This is a genomic window from Acinetobacter sp. UBA801 (assembly GCA_002296655.1).
Classification (GTDB): domain Bacteria; phylum Pseudomonadota; class Gammaproteobacteria; order Pseudomonadales; family Moraxellaceae; genus Acinetobacter.
The window spans coordinates 28,877-48,167 of the sequence record DBIN01000057.1 but is presented as its reverse complement, the minus strand read 5'-3'; the positions used below and the strand labels follow the sequence as shown (position 1 = coordinate 48,167).

The window sequence follows — 19,291 nt, the reverse complement described above, 5'->3', positions numbered from 1 at the left end:
CCTCCAAGATACAAGGTCTATTCTTAGATCAAATCATTTGCATCTATTTCTAAAGCGTTCCGTGAATATCCGAAAATACTTAAGTTTACCTTTGATATGTTCTATTGTGATCCTACTCCGATTGATTTCTTGGTTGAGCTATTTTGCTATTTGAGGTAATGATAAATTCTTAGCTTTATTGATTTGAATGAGTAATTTATTCTTAATCTGATGAAATCCTTTATAGGCTAAATCTGCCATAATACAAAGATGGATAATCTTCTTCTTCAAATATTTACGCGCAATCGTCAGATTATATTTTCTGCCACTTTCGATCTGTATGCTTACAATTTGCTTTAGTCGAGGAATAAAATGACCTGTTTTAGCGTATGTTTCTTCTCTTTACCGCTATAGAGTTTTCTTATTTTTTGGGACGCTGAATCTGTGACTCAGTCACATCAACAATCACATAATCTCCCTTGCTAAACTTTTGATTCCTTTTAGGCAACGCGAAAATTCTTGACTGAATCAGAGCATTTTCAACTATTCGGAATAGTTTGATTCACATTACTTTCAGCTATGTTATAGTCAGGGACAAATCAATTTGAGTTCTATCACAGCGTAAGTATTTAAAAGTTAATAACAATTGATACTCTAAACACAGTGAATGAAGTCTTCCAGATTTTCTTTGGTAAGTTCAGCGTGTTGTAATACTGATACCATTTTTAAGAATAATGGATGAGGCACACCAACGAGTCGTTTAAATTCCCCATCGTTAAATCGAGTTAAGTTTTCACATTTCGTGGGGCTAATATAAACAATTTTTACTTGCGCAAGAGGTATAGTGTAGTGTTGTTTTATCTTTGGCTTAGTCTAGTGTAAACATAGACAAAATTGTTGACAGACTCTATACGGATAACATGAAATGTATCATTTAAAAATCAACAGATTGTGTTGAGTTAAGTGGAAAATTTTAACTTTCTTAGGTCAGCATGATTGGTTTTAAATATTAAAAAATGAATTATTGATTGCTAAACAAGTTGTTTGAAGCTGAAATTTTTTTGGCAAGATAGTGAGATCGTTTTTTGCGAACAATAATAACTTGAGCTTGAAATTCAAGTTCACCAAATTCAGGTTCAACCTGCACATAATGCAGTTGTCCAAACTCATCACGCACACGTGCTTGTGCAGAAAAACCAGGACGGGCATTACCACTGGAAATTGTGGCTAAACGTCCGAGCAAATCGACTTGGCGCACGCTGTATTTGGGTTTGATGACTTGGTCTAGACAATGAATCATGAAGACTGTAAAAAAGATAGCAATAATAAACGCTGGAATAATAATGTAATAAGCAGGAACGAAATGCTGTTTTTGTGAGTAAATTAAGAACTGTAAAAAATATCCTGCAACACTGAAATTCATCAGTAAAAAAACAAAAATCAGTACTTTAGAAAATTTAACATCTAAAAGCGGCGATTCTGTAATCCGTTGTGAAAATGCATGTTTGAGCAACTGACTTGGACGAAAATTAAAGTAATAACCAATCGTTTCGGCAGTGCTGAGTAGCAATAAAACAACCAGGCTGAGATGAAAGGGCATTAAGTTCAAATCAGATAAAAACTCATGCATGCGCTAAACTCGCGTGTTGAAATATTTATAGGTGATGTTATTAGATGCAGATCATTGATCTAACTCTGCTTAGAGAGCATAGATAAATGATCTGGTTTTGTATAGAGCTAAGATTTGGAACTTTTAGCTCTTTTCTTCAGGTTGGTGAAAGCCGCGTAAAAATTAGTCGTTAATTAAGTAAATTCCACCATCTGAATGAATGCTGATCTCGACTTTCTCGAGTGACTGACCTAAACACGGACCAGAAATACATTCGCCCGTTTCAACCATAAACAACGCGCCATGTGTTGAGCATTCAATATATTCTTGGTCGCGGTCTAAGAACTGGTTTTCTAAAAATTCTAATTCCACTTGTAAGTGTGGGCAGACGTTTTGATAAGCGTAATACATGCCATCGCGTTGGGTAATGAAAATCGTATCACCATTTGGCGTTTCGTAAGCACGTGCTTCTCGCTCAGGAATGTCTTCCATCATACAAATTTTATTCATTATGCAGATTCCTTTTGAATGTTATGCAAAAGTTTAGCGTAATCTTTTACCGCAAGACGAGGGCCGAATTGAGCAACCACTTCACTTGAAACGAGAATGGCAAGTTGAGCTGCAGTTTGGAAACCTAAACCTGCATTGAGTGCATACAGGAATGAACCGGCAAAGGCATCACCGGCACCGTTGGCATCAACAGCAGTGACTGGACGGCCTGGTACAGAAAATGTGTTGTTGCCATCATAAATTAAAGCACCTTGTGCACTCAATGTAATGACAATGTATTTGCTTTTTTGTTTTAACTGTTCTAAAGCAGCTTCAGCCGTTTCTGTACCTGTGTACATCATCGCTTCTTGTTGGTTACAGAAGATCAAATCCACACCATCGTCTAATAACTCATCCAAACCTTCACGCGCATATTGCACCATGGCAGGATCAGATAAAGTCAGTGCAATTTTTACTTGATTGGCTTTGGCTATTTCACGCGCCTGTTTTACTGCAGCGCGTGCAGTATCACTGGTAGATAAATAACCTTCGATATAAAGCCATTTTGCTGTTTTAAGTGGGTCAAAATCAATTTGTGTGGCAGAAAGTTCTGCAGTAATGCCCAAGTAAGTGTGCATGGTACGTTCAGAGTCATCACTCACTAGTACCATACAAGTCCCTGTAACACCTTCACTGACTGATTTGGTTGTGGTGTAAATACCTGCTTCATTTAAACCTTTGAGGTAAATATCACCCAAATCATCGTTACCAACACGGCAGGCATAGAAGGCTTGACCGCCTAAAGCACTGAATGCGACTGTTGTATTTGCTGCAGAACCGCCCGAAGCTTGGCCTTTATGTCTTTGCGTTTTAATTAAGTTGTTGTATAAATTTGCTTGTGTTTCACCATCGGTTAATTGCATAGTACCTTTTTGCAAGCTATGTTGAATGAGGAAGTCATCCGAGACTTGAAATTCTTGGTCAATTAATGCATTACCAATTGCAAAAAGGTCAACAGTTGCCATGTCTTTAAATCACAGTCAAAATTAAAAACGCTAAGTTTACACCAATGCTCAGGATTGCTGTAGTTTCATGAATAAAATTCAGTTGAATGAATGATATTGATGGAAAATAGGGGTTTAGCAGAGTTATCAGGAAGGTTAGATGAACATCGAAATTAAAGAAGCACAGGAATTACCAGCGCAAATACAGACTTTGGCAAAACATGCTGCTCAGGAAGGCTTTGATTTTGTCCATCGTTTAATTGAAGAATGGGAAAGTGGCAAAAACCGCTTTGATCAGCCTGGTGAATTCTTACTGTTTGTTTATGATGGCGAACAATTGGTTGCTTGCGGTGGCTTAAACCAACAGTGGAATGAGCAAGACATTGAAAGTCGCATCGGGCGGGTTCGTCGTTTCTATGTTTTACCAAATTACCGTAAACATGGTGTGGGTAAACAGTTATTGCAACATTTAGAGAAAAAAGCACGTGCCAATTTCTCTGCACTGTGCCTGAATACAGATACTAAATCTGCAGCACATTTCTATCAAAAACAAAATTATGTATATGTTGAGAATCATCCAAACTATAGTTATTTTAAATACCTGATCTAGTTTGGCTTATGCTGCAAGCATTACAGCGCAGCATTTTGTTGCTACTTTGCAAATTTCAATCAATTTAGTCGGGTTTTCCACGTGAAAAATTTAAAGAACTAAAGCTATAATGGCTTTAGTTTTTTATTTGCTTATTTTTAGGAGATCACATGACTGTAGATGTCACTGAAACCATTTCCCAGACTGTACATCCTGCGTTTCAGTTGGTACGTCAACACCATGTTGAAGCCTTAGACATTTTAGTGTCTGAATATAAACATAAAGTTACAGGTGCGGTGCATTATCACTTGGCGACAGATCATGACGAAAATGTATTTTTAGTCGCATTTCGCACTCAGCCGATGGATTCCAAAGGTGAGGCGCATATTTTAGAACATACTGTGTTGTGTGGTTCTGAAAAATTCCCTGTACGTGACCCGTTCTTTTTAATGATTCGTCGTTCATTGAATACTTTTATGAACGCATTTACTGCGGCGGATTGGACGGCTTATCCATTTGCGACACAAAACAAAAAAGATTTCCAAAACCTGCTTGCGGTGTATATGGATGCGGCTTTCGCAGCCAATTTAAATCCTCTGGATTTTGCTCAGGAAGGCATTCGGATTGAGTTGGAAAATGGTGAGCCTGTTTATAAAGGTGTGGTATTTAATGAAATGAAAGGTGCAATGAGCTCGCCAACCGATCAGCTTTATCACCAATTGGCTTATCATTTATTCCCTGAAACGACCTACCACTACAATTCAGGCGGCGACCCGAAAGATATTCCAGATTTGACCTATCAAGAATTGGTGGATTTTTATAAGTCACATTATCACCCAAGTAATGCGGTATTTATGACTTTTGGTAATACGCCTGCATACGATTTACAAGAACAGTTTGAAAAATTAGCTTTGGCGAAATTTGAGCAGGGCGAAACGCTGTATTCTAAGCCTGAACGTCGTTTAACTGCGCCAGTGACAGTGACTGAAAGTTATGCAGTCGATGCAGAAGAGCTTAAAGATAAAACGTATCATGTTTTGGCGTGGTTATTGCCTGAAGCGAGCGATATTAAATTACGTTTAGGTATGCGTTTGGTTGAAGGTGTTTTACTCGAAAACTCTGCATCACCACTACGTCATTATTTGGAAACTTGGGCGCATGCACAATCGACAGGCCCGTTGATGGGTGTGGATGACTCCAACTTTGAAATGACATTCTTCTGTGGTGTGCAAGGTTCAAACCCAGAACATGCAGCTGAATTTCAGGCGGGCGTTCTAAAAATTTTACAAGACGTGGCTTCGCAGCCTGTGGATACGGCTTTGGTCGATGCAATTTTGCATCAAATTGAATTACATCAGCGTGAAATTAATGGCGATGGTATGCCATACGGTTTGAGCTTGATTTTAAATGGTTTAAGCAGTGCCATTCACCACAATGACCCAATTCAGGTGTGGGATGTGGATACTGCAATTGAACAAGTCAAAGAAGAACTTAAAGACCCAATGTGGTTATCGCAATTAATTCAGACACATTTAATTGATAACCCGCACCGTGTGCAAATGACTTTGGTGCCAGATGCAGAAAAATCGGCCAAAGATGCCGCACTTGAAAAAGCACGCCTGGCTGAGATAGGCGCACAACTCACAGATGCGCAAAAAGCAGAAATCATCGCGCAAACAGAAGCTTTAAAAGTCCGTCAAGATACGCCAGATGATTTGAATTTATTGCCAAAAGTTGGTCTTGAAGATGTGCCTGCAGCCTTGCATATTGTGCAGGGTGAGTTGCGTGAAATTATCTGCAACCGCATTGATTATCCTTTAAATTTATATCATGCAGGTACCAATGGAATTTACTATCAGCAAGTGTTGATTCAAATTCCTGATGAAATTGTACAATCACCATACTTTAATTTACTGTCTATTTTAATGGGCGAAGTGGGTGCGGGTGAATACAGCTATTTAGAATTGCAACAGCTACAAACCGCAGTGAGTGGTGGTTTGGGTATGGGAGCATCTTTACGTTCTAAAATTGATGACAAAAATCAGATCAGTGCATGGCTCACCTTAACTACCAAGTCTTTGGTGAATAATTTTGAAGCCATCCGCTTGCTGAAATTGGCATTTGAGCAATTACGTTTTGATGAAAAAGATCGCATTATAGAGTTGTTACAACAGCGTAAAACCCGTTGGCAGTCACGTTTATCGGGCTCTGGTCACAGTTATGCTATGCAAATTGCAGGGCGTCATCACAGTGCCTTGGCGCTGCGTGATTACAACAATACAGGTTTGGGCGCATTAAATTGGTTGGCAGACTTGGTTGATAAAATTGAAAAAGATACAGCGGAATATGAGAAACTGATTGCAGAATTGCAATTGATTCACCATAAATTACTACAAGCGCCTAAGCAATTTTTGTTGGTATGTGAAGAACATCAATCTGATCGTTTGGTCGAAGAAGTTCAAGAGGTTTGGGATAAACTCACTGTCGCAGAAAATGCTGCAGCTTTAACCCAAGTTCCTGTAGATCATTCAGAGCAAGATCAGGCATGGTTGATTCAATCCAATGTACAATTCTGTGCGGCAGCATATCCTGCGGTGGAAGTGTCACACTCAGATGCTGCACCTTTAATGGTTTTAGCTGCATATTTACGCAATGGTTTCTTACACAGTGCAATCCGTGAAAAGGGCGGTGCTTACGGTGGCGGTGCAAGTTACGATGGCAATGCATGTTCATTCCGTTTTTATAGTTACCGTGATCCACGCTTGGCAGAAACTTTTGCAGACTTTGAAGCGAGTATTGATTGGTTATTTAATGCAGAGCAATTGCCGCATCAACTTGAAGAGGCGATTTTAGGTTTAATTGCCAGCATGGATAAACCAGGTTCACCTGCAGGTGAAGCGATTACTGCATGTTATGCATTATTGCACGCACGTACACCTGCATTCCGTACATTATTACGTGAGCGGTTATTGGCAGTGACTTTAGATGATTTAAAACGTGTTGCAGAGCAATATTTGCGTCAGCAGCAAGCATCTAAAGCTGTAGTCGCACCTGTGTCAAAACGTCAAGCATTGCTCGAACTTGGGTTTGAAATTAAACAAGTGAATTGATACGTGAAATAAAAACTAAAACTTGGGGTGATTTATGAGCGCGTTCAAACTTTTTGAATACAGAGGACTGTCGCTGAGTGTTGCTGCACTCAGCACTGTGTTTGTGTCGAAAATTTATGCACAAGACCCAGCTAGCTTAGTTGCACCTGCAACACCTGAAGCCTGTGTGGCTTTAGAGGCAAATGCTGATCGTTTGGCGTGCTATGATGCATTGTTTAAAATTCCTGAAGCAGAAAAAACACCACTAATTAGCGAACGCCAAGCCGCTCAGGCACTTGCTCCTGCACCTGAAACCCTGAAAGAAAAAATTGCGGTAGGTGTGAGTAATTTATTTTCATTTGATGTACCAAAGCTCGATCCGAATGTATCTATATTGGATAAACGCTGGGAGCTTTCATCCGATAGTAAATTAGGTACATGGAATTTACGTGCTTATCAACCTGTGTATTTGATGCCTGCTTTTTGGACGTCCGATAAAAATGAACGTCCACAAAGCTTGAATGAGCAAAATACTGTTCAAGTGGGTAAGGAACAAAATCTGACCTCAACGGAAACCAAATTTCAACTGTCTTTAAAAACCAAAGCAGTAGAAAATCTGTTGGGGGATAATGGTGATGTGTGGTTAGGTTATACCCAGTCATCACGTTGGCAGGTTTATAATGGTGATGAATCACGTCCATTTCGTGAAACCAATTATGAGCCTGAAGCCAGTTTGATGTTCCGTACCAACTATACACTTTTGGGGCTGTATGGTCGTTTATTAGGTGTGACGCTGAACCATCAATCCAATGGTCGTTCTGATCCGTTATCACGCAGTTGGAATCGGGTGATTTTTAATTTAGGTTTTGAAAAAGACAATTTTGCCTTGATGTTACGTCCGTGGTATCGCATTGAAGAAGACCGCAGTGATGACAATAACCCTGAAATTAAAAATTATATCGGGCGTGGCGATATGTTGGCATTTTATCGCTGGAAAGAGCATGACTTTTCTTTGATGCTTCGTCATAGTTTAAAAGGTGGTGATGACTCACACGGCGCAGCGCAGTTTGACTGGGTTTTCCCAATCAGTGGCAAATTACGCGGTCATTTTCAACTATTTGATGGTTATGGTGAAAGTCTGATTGATTATAACCACCGCGCCACCTATGTTGGTTTAGGTGTGTCTTTAATGAATTGGTTCTAGGCGTATTGAGATTGATTTCTTACCCTTGCTAGCTGAATATAAAACGCCAATCTTGATGATTGGCGTTTGTTTTTGAAGTCAGATCGTATCTAGCTTTTATCCAATTTGAATATCTGCGGTTGGATGTTTAATTCGGCTTTTTTGTGGTGTGGCGATTAAATAAGCCAAAGTCAGCGGCCCTAAACGACCTGCAAACATCAACAACATTAAAATAATTAAACTACCAGGTTGTAATTCACCCGTAACACCACGTGATAAACCCACTGTACACGCTGCAGATACAGCCTCAAACAACAGGTCTAAGAAATTTAGTTTCGGTTCAAGGGCAAGCAAGCTAAATAAACCGATGCAAATTAACATGCCTGTAATGCTGATCACCGCCAAAGCTTTAAAGGTGGTACGTTCAGATATGGCATGATTAAACACACGCACCTCATCTGAACGTCTTAAAAAACTGATCACGCTTAAAACGACAATAACAAATGTACCAACTTTAATACCGCCTGCGGTACTGAGCGAGCCACCACCAATAAACATCAGAAGCATGGTGAGCAAGGTTGAGCTATTTTGCATACTTGCGACATCTAGGCTATTAAAACCTGAAGAGCGAGGAACGGTAGCGTGAAACCACGCATTGAGGGCTTGATCGCCAATACTCATGGCTGCAAGGGTGTGTGGATTATTGGCTTCAATCGCCCAAATCAGCAGAAAAGCCACAAAGTTTAAACTGGCAATGGTCGACAAAATGAGTTTGCTGTTGGGTGAGAGTTTTTTCCAGCGTTTGGCGCGCTTAATATCCATGAGCACCACAAAACCAATACCGCCAATGATATACAGCATACTAATAGTTAAGGTAATCAGGTATTGATCTGCAAAGCTCATTAAGCTATTTGGAAATAATGAAAATCCACCATTGTTAAAGGCTGAAACACTATAGAAAGCCGCATAAAAAAACGCATCGCTTAATGGATAATCCTGCATCCATGCCAAGGTTAAAATAATTGTGCCTATCCCTTCAAAAAACAATGAGTAGAGCAATACGCCTTTAATGGTCATCGACACTTTAGATAGGTTGGTTTGCCCAATGGTGTCTTGTGCCATAATTTGTTGTTTTAAACCAATTTTGGATGAAAAGCTCAAAACCGCTAAAATAGCAAAGGTCATGAAACCCAAGCCACCACATTGTAATAACAACATAATGACCAATTGTCCAAATACGGTATAAGCATCGCCTATATTCACCACTGACAATCCAGTAATGGTCACTGCGGATGTAGCAGTGAATAAGGCATTGATCCAGCTCATCTCACCATGATGGGAAATGGGCAGTTTCAGCAAGATTGTGCCAATGCTAATAAAGCTTAAAAAGCCCAGTGCCAAAAGACTGGGTGGGCTTAAATTGACAGTTTTGATTGGTTGTTTCGCTGTTTTTTTCATTCTGACTTAAATTGTTTAGATAAGCGTTTTAATGGTTCAAGTTGTCCTTCAACCACCAAAATATCATCTGTTTGTAGCATTAAATTGGATTCAAGCGTATAGAAAATCGTTTCGGCACGTTTAAACAGTAAAAGTTTAACTTCGGATGCATGTGATATCAGACTATGAATGCGCGTGCCATGCAAGTTGTCTTTAATTTTTACTTTTACAATATAGTGGTTGTCGTTTAGGCTCATATAACGACTCACCATAGGATAACTTAGCGATTGCGCGATGCGAACGCCCATATCTTCTTCAGGGTGAATAATTTTACTTACGCCCAAATGGGTTAAAATCATGGTGTGCGCTTTGCTTTTGGCTTTAACGTAAATTTTAGAAATACCTAAATTCTTTAAATTTAAGACACACAAAATACTGGCTTCAATATCTTCACCAATGGCGACCACCACTGCATCACAATTTTGAATATTCAGTTCTTCCAAAACGTGTTCATCGGTTGCATCGGCAATCACCGCATGGGTAATTTGATCGGCAATGTTTTCTACAAACTTTTTATTGCTATCAATCCCAATGACATCATGGTTGAGTTTGACCAATTGTGTCGCCACAGTTGCACCAAAACTACCTAAACCAATGACAGCAAATTGCGCCATAGCATCATCCTGAAAAAATTATATTATTCTTGCAATATACTAAAATATTTTATGGATTTATACTGTAGCGAAATGACTAAAAACCGCTGGAATCAGCGGTTTTTTGCACTTATTGAGATGTGTGATCGGTTATTTTAAGAAACGCTGATAACCCAAGTTGTTGGTAATTTCTTGGTATGGATAAGTGATCTTTTCCAAAGTTTCGATTAAACCATCTGGGTTCTGTTTAGCATCCGAAGCTTCTAAACCCACCAATACACGACCTTCCGCTGCACCGTGGTTACGGTAATGGAACAGAGTAATGTTATGGGTTGGGCCTAAGCGTTCCAAGAAGGTGAGTAATGCACCCGGACGTTCAGGAAACTCCACACGGAATAGACGTTCATTTTCAATATCGGCATGACCGCCGACCAAATAACGAATGTGTAGTTTTGCTACTTCATCATCTGACAAGTCATCAACATCGTATCGGGTTTTGAGTAACTCATAAATGTCGTGGCGCTCTCTTTCACCAGATTTTAGGCTGATGCCAACAAAGACTTGCGCGGCAGTGGCATCACTGGCTCGGTAGTTGAACTCAGTGATATTGCGACCTTGCAGCGCACGGCAGAAGTTAAGGAACGCCCCTTTTTCTTCTGGAATGGTCACGGCAAAAATTGCTTCTTTATGTTCACCGAGTTCAGTACGTTCCGCGATATAGCGTAAACGGTCAAAATTCATGTTTGCGCCACAAACAATTGACACCATGTTTTTATTTTGCAGTTGGTGTTGCTCGACATATTTTTTGATACCAGCCAAAGCCATAGCACCTGAAGGTTCAACAATGCTGCGGTTTTCATCAAATGTGTCTTTAATTGCCGCACAAATTTCATCGGTATTCACCAAAACCACATCACGTTCAACAATTGGGCCTGATTGATCTGATTTTTGTAGTTGTAAGACTTCAAACGGCTTCTCACCAATTTGTGCGACAGCAGTACCATCGGCAAATAAACCAACTTGCGGCAAAATGACTCGCTCATTGGCTTCAAAAGCCGCTTTTAAACAAGCCGATTCATCATATTCTACAGGAATGACTTTGACATGCGGTGCGACATCGCCCAAGTAAGCTGCAACACCTGCAATTAAACCGCCACCACCAACAGCAACGAAAACGTATTCGACATCGCGCCATTGACGCAAAATTTCGTTGGCAATTGTACCTTGACCTGCCATGACTAATTCATCGTCATACGGTGGAATAAACGTCATGCCTTCATCTTGGGCACGTTGAATGGCATATTTGTTGGCAACATCGAATGAGTCACCATGTAGTACCACTTCGCCACCTAAGCGTTTTACCGCTTGGACTTTAATATCTGGCGTGGTTTTAGGCATAACGATAATGGCACGAATTCCCAGTTTTTGCCCAGACAGTGCTACACCTTGGGCGTGATTACCTGCAGAGGCAGTAATTACACCACGTTCAAGTTGGTCTTGGGGTAACTGGCTAATACGGTTATACGCACCACGCAATTTAAAAGAGAATACAGGTTGTAAGTCTTCACGTTTAAAGCGAATGTTATTGTTCAGTTTTTCACTAATTCGTGGCGCTGCGTCGAGTGGGGTTTCGATTGCAACATCGTAGACCGTTGCTTGTAAAATTTGTCGAACCAAACGAGACAGCATGTTAATCTTCCATCTAACAGTTTAAAATAGGGGTTATTGTAACAAACCCCTGCACATTTGCGCTGTAAAATCGGCAACAAATGTCAAAATAGTTGAGTGAAGTCATGAGTCTGTACGCTACCCAAGATGAAAAGAAGCAAGCGGCTGCCAAAGCAGCATTAAAACATTTGCCTAAAGGCGGGATTTTGGGGGTAGGTACGGGCAGTACTGTGAATTTCCTGATTGATTTATTGCCTGAATTACAATTAGAAGCAGCTGTGGCAAGTTCTGAAGCGACTGCGGAGCGTTTGAAGAAGCTTGGTATTGAAGTAGTCGATATGAACTCTGTAGGCAGTTTAGATGCTTATGTTGATGGTGCCGATGAAATTGACCGTCACATGCACATGATTAAAGGCGGTGGTGCAGCGCTGACCCGTGAAAAAATCGTGGCTTCTATTGCGCGTAAGTTTATTTGTATTGTCGATGATTCAAAATGGGTAGAGCAGTTAGGACGTGAGTTTCCATTGCCAATTGAAGTGATTCCAATGGCTCGTTCAGCGGTAGCACGTAAAATTGTGGCTTTAGGTGGCGATCCTGCTTACCGTGAAGGTGTGGTAACTGATAATGGCAACGTGATTTTAGATGTTTATAATTTAAATATTTTAAATGCGTTGGAATTAGAAAAAACCTTGAATGATATTCCAGGTGTTGTGACCAACGGCATTTTTGCCATCAATAAAGCTGATATTGCAATTGTAGCAACCAATAATGGCATTGAAGAACGAATTGCAATTTAAACTCCACTCCTTTAAGAGTTAATCTCCCCCAAACCCCTCTTTAAAAAAAGAAGGACTTTATCTTTCTTTTTTATTAAAGGGGTGGTGCGGATTCTCTAAAAAGAACAATAATGATGCTATCCGACCTTCCTGAAATTCAAATCACAGCACATGCAAAAGCAACCCGTTTAAGATTACGTGTCGAGCCGCATCAAATTCGCTTAACTGTGCCGAAATATTGTACTCAACGACAAATTCTGGATTTTTTGCAGCAATCTGAGCAGTGGATGATCGAAACTTGGCATAAACAGCAGGCACAGCAAGGATTTGTACAGCGTGAATTACCAAATCAGTTGGCACTTTTTAATTTAGATGAGCCTTTAAATATCTACTATCAAACACAAAAACACAGTTTTATTTTAGATTTAAAAAAGCATTGCCTTTGGGTCAGTGACCGTCAACCTGCAGCATATTTAAAAGCCTTTGTTATTGCTTATGCCAAACAAATGTTGCCAATATATTTGCAAACAGTTAGCCGTGAAATTGATTTGCCATTTAAACACTGTGCAATTCGTCAACCGAAAACCCGTTGGGGCAGTTGTAGTGCTCAACATCATATTATGCTCAATAGCGCTTTGGTGTTGTTTTCCGAACAGATTGTGCGATATGTCGCTGTGCATGAGTTGGTACATACCCGACATTTTGATCATAGTCCTGCATTTTGGGCTGAAGTGCAGCGGCATGATGTGCACTATTTGCAGCATCGCAAACAGTTAAAAACGACGCTTTTGCCTTGGTGGTGGTATGAATACAGAAATAGCTAAAACAATAAAAGAATGGAAATCTTTTTAAGCGTAACTTTCTATATTGGAAACAGGATTAGTCATTACTGATCATCGTGATTTGCCCAAACTCATTATAGGGAAGTCGTTTGGTTCAGTAATTTTTAGAATTTCAAAACAAGAAAGCAGATTGGTTAATATTCAGCAAATGGGTTGTTATATTGACTGGGATAAAGAAAAATTCTGGTAAGAAAAGCCAACACTTACATCAGAGGACTGTAATGAAGAGGTGTTTGGCGTATTACATAAAAAAATAGTATATTTATGATTGTAGTCAAAATGCTGAATAAAAGCCTCAAAACCCAAGCAAAACAGTTTAGAAAACTAAAACTTCCTGTCATACTATAGCGTTAGCTTAAACATGCTTTTGAATTGAGGTAATGCACGTGATTTCAGTTGGTATTGTCGGTGGTACAGGTTATACAGGCGTTGAATTATTGCGTCTTTTGCTACGACACCCAAATGTAAAAGTAAATGTATTGACTTCACGTACAGAAGCGGGTCGCCGTGTAGATGATATGTTCCCAAGTCTGCGTGGACACACAGATCTGTGTTACTCTGATTTAAACATCGAAGAATTAAAGCAGTGTGATGTGGTTTTCTTTGCTACACCCCACGGTGTTGCAATGCAACATGCTGCAGAGCTTGTAGCAGCCAATACCAAGGTGGTCGATTTAGCAGCAGACTTCCGTTTGCAAGACTTATCACAGTTTGAAAAGTGGTATGGTATGCAACATGCTTGCCCTGAGATTTTAAAAGATTCAGTTTATGGTTTGTCTGAACTCAACCGTGAGCAAATTAAACAAGCACAAGTGATTGGTAACCCGGGTTGTTATCCGACTACTGTGCAACTTGGTTTAGCGCCATTATTTAAACAAGCTGAAGCTTTAGTGAAACCTGAAAGCATTATTATTGATGCAAAATCAGGTGTATCTGGTGCAGGTCGTAAAGCCAGTCTAGGCATGATTTATTCTGAAAATGCAGACAACTTCAAGGCTTATGGTGTTGCAGGACATCGCCATCACCCAGAAATTGTAGAAGCATTGGAAAATATTTCGGGTCAAAAAGATGTGTTCGATCACATCGTATTTGTACCGCATTTGGTGCCTATGATTCGCGGTATGCTTAGCACCATTTATGTAGATTTAACCGATGCAGGTGATACAGCAAATTTACAAAGCCTGTATGAGCAGTTTTATGCCAATGAACAGTTTGTAGATGTTATGCCTGCCAATAGTTCACCAGAAACGCGCTCGGTACGTGGCGCTAACCAGTTGCGTATTGCACTGTATAAGCCACAACCGAAAAAATTAGTACTTTTGGTTGCTCAAGATAATTTGGTGAAAGGTGCAGCAGGGCAAGCAGTACAAAATATGAACCTGATGTTTGGTTTTGCAGAACATGCAGGACTTGAGGTGATTGGTTTATTACCATAAGAACACGTTTTTCAACTTCACACACATTTAGATTTCGATTTAAATGTGTGTTTTGAATGAATCAAAACAAGAGATGACGATGCATAACACCGATACAGAAACCACGTCACAGTCAAATTCAAGCATGACACCCTCATCTACACCGCCAGAAAAAAAGCCATTTCTTGAAAGCAATGCGCCTTTAGCAATTGGCGCTGCCATTTTAATTTTAGGCAGTGGTTTTTTGGGCTATTCAGTCGGGCATCGTCAGGGCTTAACTGTGGTTGGTTACGATGCCGATGCAGAGCAACTGGTTGAAGTGGTGCAAGAACAAAAAACGCGTTTGGAAAGTCTGAATAAGAGCTTAAATGCTGCGGTTCAAGAGCGTGATGTTGCGGTCAGTAATTCTAATGACTTGTATCAAGCTTTCACTCAAGCGACTGAAGATAAGCAGCGTACTGAAGGTATGAGCGCGATTTATCGTGAAGTCTTGCGTCAACGTGGTGGTTTAAGTTTGACTGTGCAAAATGTTGGGGTAAAACCATTACCAGACAATGCTTATGAATATCAGATCGATTTGCTGCAAGTGAGTCCAAACAAACGACGTGCAAGCGGTACGGTAGAGTTGCGTTTAATTCAAGGTACAGAAGTGCTGGTTGTTCCGATGGAAGACAGCAATTTTAATTTTGATAATTATGAGCGTTTAACGGGGCGTTGGAGCATGCCTAAAGGATTTAATCCAGACTTTATTGAAGTCCGTTTAAATGGTGCAACTCCTGTGATTAAACGTTTCAGTTGGAGCAAAGGTAAAGCCGTGGAAGCCGATTCAGCATTTATTTCTGAAATTCCACAAGCTGAAGCCAGTGCTCAATAATGTGTGATATGTAAACCTTATGCGAAGTCAAAATCGATCAATTTGTTTAAACGAAATAAAAAATACGTTTCACCAATCTGGCTATGTCGATTGGCATGTGAGTCCACGTTTAAGTGTAGATGATGCGGGGCATGCAGAGGATGGCGACATTGCGTTACAAACAGCACCGCCTCAATTAAAGCGTCCACCTTTGTATGTTGTCGTTTTAATGAACGATGATTACACCCCAATGGACTTTGTAATTGAAATTTTACAACAATACTTTGCAATGAATCTTGACCAGGCGACTCAAGTAATGCTAACTGTACATTATGAAGGAAAAGGTGCCGCTGGGGTCTATCCGCGGGATATTGCGGAAACCAAAGCGAACCAAGTCAATAATTACGCTCGATCACAAGGTCATCCATTGCTTTGTCAGATTGAGCCTAAAGATTAAGGGGGTTACATGCTCAGTCGTCAATTAGAAGTATCATTACGTTTGGCTGTTAGCATGGCTCGTCAGAAGAGACATGAGTTCTTAACGGTTGAACATTTATTATTGGCTTTATTAGACAATGATTCTGCTGTTAATGCGTTGAAAGCATGTGGTGCAGATGTAGTTGTATTGCGTAAAGAACTAGAAGAATATGTAGAACAGCATACCCCTAAACTAGCTGAAAATAACGATCAAGCCCCACATCCAACAGAAAGTTTTGACCGTATTTTACAACGTGGCATTTTCCATGTGCAATCGAGCGGTGGTGACCGCACTGTAGAAGGTGCTGATATTTTAGTGGCGATGTACTCAGAACGTGATTCTTTTGCGGTCTATTTACTTAAACGCCATCAAATCAACCGTTTAACTTTGACTCAGTATTTGTCGCACGGTACGCGTAAAGATGAAACACAGGCTGAAGAAGAGGCTGAAGAGCTAGATAGCGAAAGTTCAAGTTCTGCCAATGCAGGCCCGCTAGAGCTTTACACGCTAAATTTGAATACTGAGGCGCAAAAGGGTAAAACTGATCCATTAATTGGGCGTGAAAAAGAAATTGAGCGTGCTGCACAAATTCTATGCCGTCGTCGTAAGAATAACCCATTGTTGGTGGGCGATCCTGGGGTGGGTAAAACTTCTATTGCCGAAGGTTTGGCATGGTTGATTGTGAATGGTAAAGCGCCAAAACCCCTTGAAAATGCCGAAGTATATAGTTTGGATATCGGTGCATTGGTCGCGGGTACGAAATACCGTGGTGACTTTGAAAAGCGTTTAAAACAACTATTAAATGCCTTAAAAAAGAAACCTGATGCAATTTTATTTATCGATGAAATACACATGATTATTGGTGCAGGCTCAAGCATGGGCAGCACTATGGATGCATCGAATTTAATTAAACCTGCATTGGCAAATGGTACTTTGCGCTGCATTGGCTCGACCACTTTTCAAGAGTATCGTCAGGTATTTGAAAAAGACCATGCACTTTCACGCCGTTTCCAAAAGATTGATGTCAATGAGCCTTCAATTTCAGAAACGATTGATATTTTACGTGGATTAAAATCGAAATTTGAAGAATTTCACCATGTTAAATATGATGATAAAGCATTGGTATCTGCTGTAGAGCTATCGGCTAAATTTATTAATGACCGTTTCTTGCCAGACAAAGCCATTGATGTAATTGATGAAGCAGGTGCGCAGCGTCGTTTAAGAGCTGAGCAGGATGATACTTTAATCACAGTGGAAAACATTGAAGATATCGTCTCTAAAATTGCACGTATTCCACCAAAAACTGTGTCAAAAGATGACAAGACCGTTCTTGAAAATCTTGAACGTGATTTAAAACGTGTGGTCTTTGGTCAAGATGAAGCTATCGAAGCATTAGCATCAGCGATTAAACTGTCACGTGCTGGTTTAAAAACACCAGACAAACCAGTCGGTAGTTTTGTATTTGCTGGCCCAACAGGCGTCGGTAAAACCGAAGTTACTAAACAGTTGGCAAAACTGTTGGGTGTGGAGTTGGTTCGCTTTGATATGTCTGAGTACATGGAGCGCCATGCGGTTTCACGTTTAATTGGTGCACCTCCAGGCTATGTAGGTTTTGATCAGGGTGGCTTACTCACTGATGCGATTCATAAAAATCCGCATTGTGTGTTGTTATTGGATGAAATTGAGAAAGCGCATCCGGATGTATTTAACCTATTGCTACAAATTATGGATCATGGTTCATTGACCGATAATAATGGTCGTAAATCAGACTTCCGTAATGTGATTTTGGTTCTAACCACCAATATCGGTGCGGAAAGTCTTTCACGCGTGAGTATTGGTTTTATGGATCAAGACAACAGTAATGACAACCAAGAAGCGATGAAAAAAGCCTTCTCGCCTGAGTTCCGTAACCGTCTGGATGGAGTAATTCAATTTAAAGCTTTACCTACTACTGTAATTGAAAATGTAGTGGATAAATTCTTGACTGAATTGCAGGCACAGTTGGATGATAAAAAAGTCATTCTTGAGGTTGATCAAGATGCGCGTGAATGGATGGCTGAGCATGGATATGATCGCCTGATGGGCGCACGGCCAATGCAACGTTTAATTCAAGAGCATTTGAAAAAACCATTGGCTGAAATGATTCTGTTTGGTGAACTTGCAGAACAGGGCGGTAATGTGGCTGTTTCTGTGAAGAAAGAGAACGGTAAGGCCGTCGGTTTGAAACTTGAAGTGTTTGAAGATCAAACGGCTGAACCTGCTTAAAGATTGCTACATAATAAAAAACCCGTGTTCGCACGGGTTTTTTATTGAAGAAAGTATTTAACAGTTAGAAGTAATAATAGTAGGTTGCATGGATATTCAATTGACGAAAGTTTTAAGTACATTTGTACTGTTTTTGGTAACCGCTGTGATGGAAATATTAGGTTGTTATTTCCCTTATTTGATTTTAAATCAGGGAAGAAGCCATTGGTTGTGGATTCCTACAGCTTTAGCGTTAGGTGCTTTTGTGTGGTTGTTGACTTTACATCCAGCTGCTTCGGGACGTATTTATGCCGCTTATGGCGGAATTTATATTTTTACCGCATTGCTATGGTTACGTTATGTCGATCAAGTATATTTGACCCGTTGGGACATAATGGGTGGGGCAGTGGTATTAATTGGTGCGGCCATGATTATCTTACAACCACAAGGATTGGTTCGCTAAAGTAGAGAACCAATCGCTAAAAAGGTACTATCTGATACCACAATCTTTTTGCTTGAGTTCTAAATCGTAGCTATTTTTCTCAGAGCTGAGCTGTAATTTTACAATGTAGGGGTTGTGGCGTTGATATTGATGCTCGAAGAAAATATTGCAGTTTTGTACAACATTCTTTTTAATCACTTTTTGAATTTCTTTTACACCCAAATCCTGTTCAAACTGTACAAAATCAGGGGTAATGATCAAGCCTTTAAGCTCGGTACGGTCTGCATATAGATTAAATTGTTCAATGATGGTGTTGTTATCAATTTCAATTGGGAGAGTTCGAGAGTCTTCTGCAGTTAATACCGTTAATATTTCATTCAATTTTTCTGGTTGTTGAATTTTAAAATTTTGATCAATAATTTGTTTGGACTGTAAATAGTCATCAAATTCTGAGGCTTGAACCTGAATAAAAGTAGAGCTTAGAATTGTAGCAAGGCACAGGGCAGTTTTTTTGAAATGCATGGAAAGTGTCGCTTATAAA

The 19,291-nt window shown here is 40.0% G+C and carries 17 protein-coding genes and 1 pseudogene; 10 read left to right on the top strand and 8 right to left on the bottom strand.

Features of this window, described 5'->3' with window-relative positions:
- Window positions 1-33 precede the first annotated feature (33 nt).
- The 4 genes and pseudogenes from B2W49_RS11555 to B2W49_RS11540 form a co-directional block, all read right to left on the bottom strand.
- Window positions 34-792: pseudogene (locus B2W49_RS11555) on the bottom strand (transposase family protein).
- A 208-nt stretch (window positions 793-1,000) separates the two neighbouring features.
- On the bottom strand, window positions 1,001-1,609 hold the full coding sequence (locus B2W49_RS11550; protein WP_291341427.1) for an OB-fold-containig protein: 609 nt from the start codon (window positions 1,607-1,609) through the stop codon (window positions 1,001-1,003).
- A gap of 162 nt (window positions 1,610-1,771) precedes the next feature.
- Window positions 1,772-2,083 carry a Rieske (2Fe-2S) protein gene (locus tag B2W49_RS11545; protein WP_291341431.1) on the bottom strand — a complete coding sequence of 104 codons (312 nt, stop codon included), beginning with the start codon at window positions 2,081-2,083 and terminating at the stop codon, window positions 1,772-1,774.
- A 14-nt stretch (window positions 2,084-2,097) separates the two neighbouring features.
- Entirely contained in the window at window positions 2,098-3,102 is a 1,005-nt protein-coding gene (locus B2W49_RS11540) for an adenosine kinase (protein WP_291341425.1), read from the bottom strand.
- A gap of 139 nt (window positions 3,103-3,241) precedes the next feature.
- On the opposite strand from B2W49_RS11540, the gene B2W49_RS11535 reads away from it, so the two are divergent.
- The 3 genes from B2W49_RS11535 to B2W49_RS11525 all read left to right on the top strand — a co-directional run bounded on the left by B2W49_RS11535 (window position 3,242) and on the right by B2W49_RS11525 (window position 7,963).
- A complete protein-coding gene (locus tag B2W49_RS11535) occupies window positions 3,242-3,691 on the top strand; it encodes a GNAT family N-acetyltransferase (protein WP_131260878.1) in 450 nt (149 codons plus the stop codon).
- A 149-nt stretch (window positions 3,692-3,840) separates the two neighbouring features.
- Window positions 3,841-6,780 (top strand): insulinase family protein, encoded by a 2,940-nt coding sequence (locus B2W49_RS11530; protein WP_291341421.1) that lies wholly within the window; start codon window positions 3,841-3,843, stop codon window positions 6,778-6,780.
- Window positions 6,781-6,814: 34 nt separating this feature from the next.
- On the top strand, window positions 6,815-7,963 hold the full coding sequence (locus tag B2W49_RS11525) for a phospholipase A (RefSeq protein ID WP_291341420.1): 1,149 nt from the start codon (window positions 6,815-6,817) through the stop codon (window positions 7,961-7,963).
- A 96-nt stretch (window positions 7,964-8,059) separates the two neighbouring features.
- Here B2W49_RS11525 and B2W49_RS11520 read toward each other — a convergent pair whose 3' ends face one another.
- The 3 genes from B2W49_RS11520 to ilvA all read right to left on the bottom strand — a co-directional run bounded on the left by B2W49_RS11520 (window position 8,060) and on the right by ilvA (window position 11,721).
- Window positions 8,060-9,400 carry a TrkH family potassium uptake protein gene (locus B2W49_RS11520; RefSeq protein ID WP_291341418.1) on the bottom strand — a complete coding sequence of 447 codons (1,341 nt, stop codon included), beginning with the start codon at window positions 9,398-9,400 and terminating at the stop codon, window positions 8,060-8,062.
- Window positions 9,397-10,053, bottom strand: a complete 657-nt coding sequence (locus B2W49_RS11515; RefSeq protein ID WP_291341416.1) for a potassium channel family protein — start codon at window positions 10,051-10,053, stop codon at window positions 9,397-9,399. Before B2W49_RS11515 ends, B2W49_RS11520 begins: the two co-directional genes overlap by 4 nt.
- A gap of 129 nt (window positions 10,054-10,182) precedes the next feature.
- Entirely contained in the window at window positions 10,183-11,721 is a 1,539-nt protein-coding gene (gene ilvA / locus B2W49_RS11510) for a threonine ammonia-lyase, biosynthetic (protein ID WP_291341414.1), read from the bottom strand.
- A gap of 104 nt (window positions 11,722-11,825) precedes the next feature.
- Here ilvA and rpiA point away from each other — a divergent pair, with 104 nt between their 5' ends.
- The 7 genes from rpiA (at window position 11,826) to B2W49_RS11475 (ending at window position 18,771) form a co-directional block, all read left to right on the top strand.
- Entirely contained in the window at window positions 11,826-12,497 is a 672-nt protein-coding gene (gene rpiA, locus B2W49_RS11505; RefSeq protein ID WP_019837303.1) for a ribose-5-phosphate isomerase RpiA, read from the top strand.
- 110 nt (window positions 12,498-12,607) lie between these two features.
- A complete protein-coding gene (locus B2W49_RS11500) occupies window positions 12,608-13,300 on the top strand; it encodes a M48 family metallopeptidase (protein WP_291341410.1) in 693 nt (230 codons plus the stop codon).
- A gap of 398 nt (window positions 13,301-13,698) precedes the next feature.
- Window positions 13,699-14,754, top strand: coding sequence for an N-acetyl-gamma-glutamyl-phosphate reductase (gene argC, locus B2W49_RS11495; protein WP_291341408.1), 1,056 nt, complete (start codon window positions 13,699-13,701; stop codon window positions 14,752-14,754).
- Window positions 14,755-14,833: 79 nt separating this feature from the next.
- The gene (locus B2W49_RS11490; protein ID WP_291341406.1) at window positions 14,834-15,607 is read left to right on the top strand and encodes a DUF6776 family protein; all 774 of its coding nucleotides are present in this window, start codon (window positions 14,834-14,836) and stop codon (window positions 15,605-15,607) included.
- A gap of 19 nt (window positions 15,608-15,626) precedes the next feature.
- Window positions 15,627-16,043: an ATP-dependent Clp protease adapter ClpS gene (gene clpS / locus B2W49_RS11485; RefSeq protein ID WP_291341405.1), complete on the top strand. Its 417-nt coding sequence runs from the start codon at window positions 15,627-15,629 to the stop codon at window positions 16,041-16,043.
- Window positions 16,044-16,052: 9 nt separating this feature from the next.
- Window positions 16,053-18,329: an ATP-dependent Clp protease ATP-binding subunit ClpA gene (gene clpA / locus B2W49_RS11480; protein WP_291341403.1), complete on the top strand. Its 2,277-nt coding sequence runs from the start codon at window positions 16,053-16,055 to the stop codon at window positions 18,327-18,329.
- A gap of 88 nt (window positions 18,330-18,417) precedes the next feature.
- Window positions 18,418-18,771, top strand: coding sequence for a YnfA family protein (locus B2W49_RS11475; protein ID WP_087012416.1), 354 nt, complete (start codon window positions 18,418-18,420; stop codon window positions 18,769-18,771).
- A gap of 27 nt (window positions 18,772-18,798) precedes the next feature.
- On the opposite strand, the gene B2W49_RS11470 is transcribed toward B2W49_RS11475, so the two are convergent.
- Window positions 18,799-19,272: a hypothetical protein gene (locus B2W49_RS11470; protein ID WP_291341398.1), complete on the bottom strand. Its 474-nt coding sequence runs from the start codon at window positions 19,270-19,272 to the stop codon at window positions 18,799-18,801.
- Between the last annotated feature and the right edge of the window lie 19 nt (window positions 19,273-19,291).

What these genes read in the sequence shown, in the direction of transcription:
- B2W49_RS11550 (WP_291341427.1), bottom strand. Translation starts at nt 1,609, where the DNA reads ATGCATGAGTTTTTATCTGATTTGAACTTAATGCCCTTTCATCTCAGC.
- B2W49_RS11525 (WP_291341420.1), top strand. Translation starts at nt 6,815, where the DNA reads ATGAGCGCGTTCAAACTTTTTGAATACAGAGGACTGTCGCTGAGTGTT.
- clpS (WP_291341405.1), top strand. Translation starts at nt 15,627, where the DNA reads ATGCGAAGTCAAAATCGATCAATTTGTTTAAACGAAATAAAAAATACG.
- B2W49_RS11500 (WP_291341410.1), top strand. Translation starts at nt 12,608, where the DNA reads ATGATGCTATCCGACCTTCCTGAAATTCAAATCACAGCACATGCAAAA.
- B2W49_RS11545 (WP_291341431.1), bottom strand. Translation starts at nt 2,083, where the DNA reads ATGATGGAAGACATTCCTGAGCGAGAAGCACGTGCTTACGAAACGCCA.
- rpiA (WP_019837303.1), top strand. Translation starts at nt 11,826, where the DNA reads ATGAGTCTGTACGCTACCCAAGATGAAAAGAAGCAAGCGGCTGCCAAA.
- B2W49_RS11475 (WP_087012416.1), top strand. Translation starts at nt 18,418, where the DNA reads ATGGATATTCAATTGACGAAAGTTTTAAGTACATTTGTACTGTTTTTG.
- ilvA (WP_291341414.1), bottom strand. Translation starts at nt 11,721, where the DNA reads ATGCTGTCTCGTTTGGTTCGACAAATTTTACAAGCAACGGTCTACGAT.
- B2W49_RS11540 (WP_291341425.1), bottom strand. Translation starts at nt 3,102, where the DNA reads ATGGCAACTGTTGACCTTTTTGCAATTGGTAATGCATTAATTGACCAA.
- B2W49_RS11515 (WP_291341416.1), bottom strand. Translation starts at nt 10,053, where the DNA reads ATGGCGCAATTTGCTGTCATTGGTTTAGGTAGTTTTGGTGCAACTGTG.
- B2W49_RS11490 (WP_291341406.1), top strand. Translation starts at nt 14,834, where the DNA reads ATGCATAACACCGATACAGAAACCACGTCACAGTCAAATTCAAGCATG.
- argC (WP_291341408.1), top strand. Translation starts at nt 13,699, where the DNA reads ATGCACGTGATTTCAGTTGGTATTGTCGGTGGTACAGGTTATACAGGC.
- B2W49_RS11470 (WP_291341398.1), bottom strand. Translation starts at nt 19,272, where the DNA reads ATGCATTTCAAAAAAACTGCCCTGTGCCTTGCTACAATTCTAAGCTCT.
- B2W49_RS11535 (WP_131260878.1), top strand. Translation starts at nt 3,242, where the DNA reads ATGAACATCGAAATTAAAGAAGCACAGGAATTACCAGCGCAAATACAG.
- B2W49_RS11530 (WP_291341421.1), top strand. Translation starts at nt 3,841, where the DNA reads ATGACTGTAGATGTCACTGAAACCATTTCCCAGACTGTACATCCTGCG.
- B2W49_RS11520 (WP_291341418.1), bottom strand. Translation starts at nt 9,400, where the DNA reads ATGAAAAAAACAGCGAAACAACCAATCAAAACTGTCAATTTAAGCCCA.
- clpA (WP_291341403.1), top strand. Translation starts at nt 16,053, where the DNA reads ATGCTCAGTCGTCAATTAGAAGTATCATTACGTTTGGCTGTTAGCATG.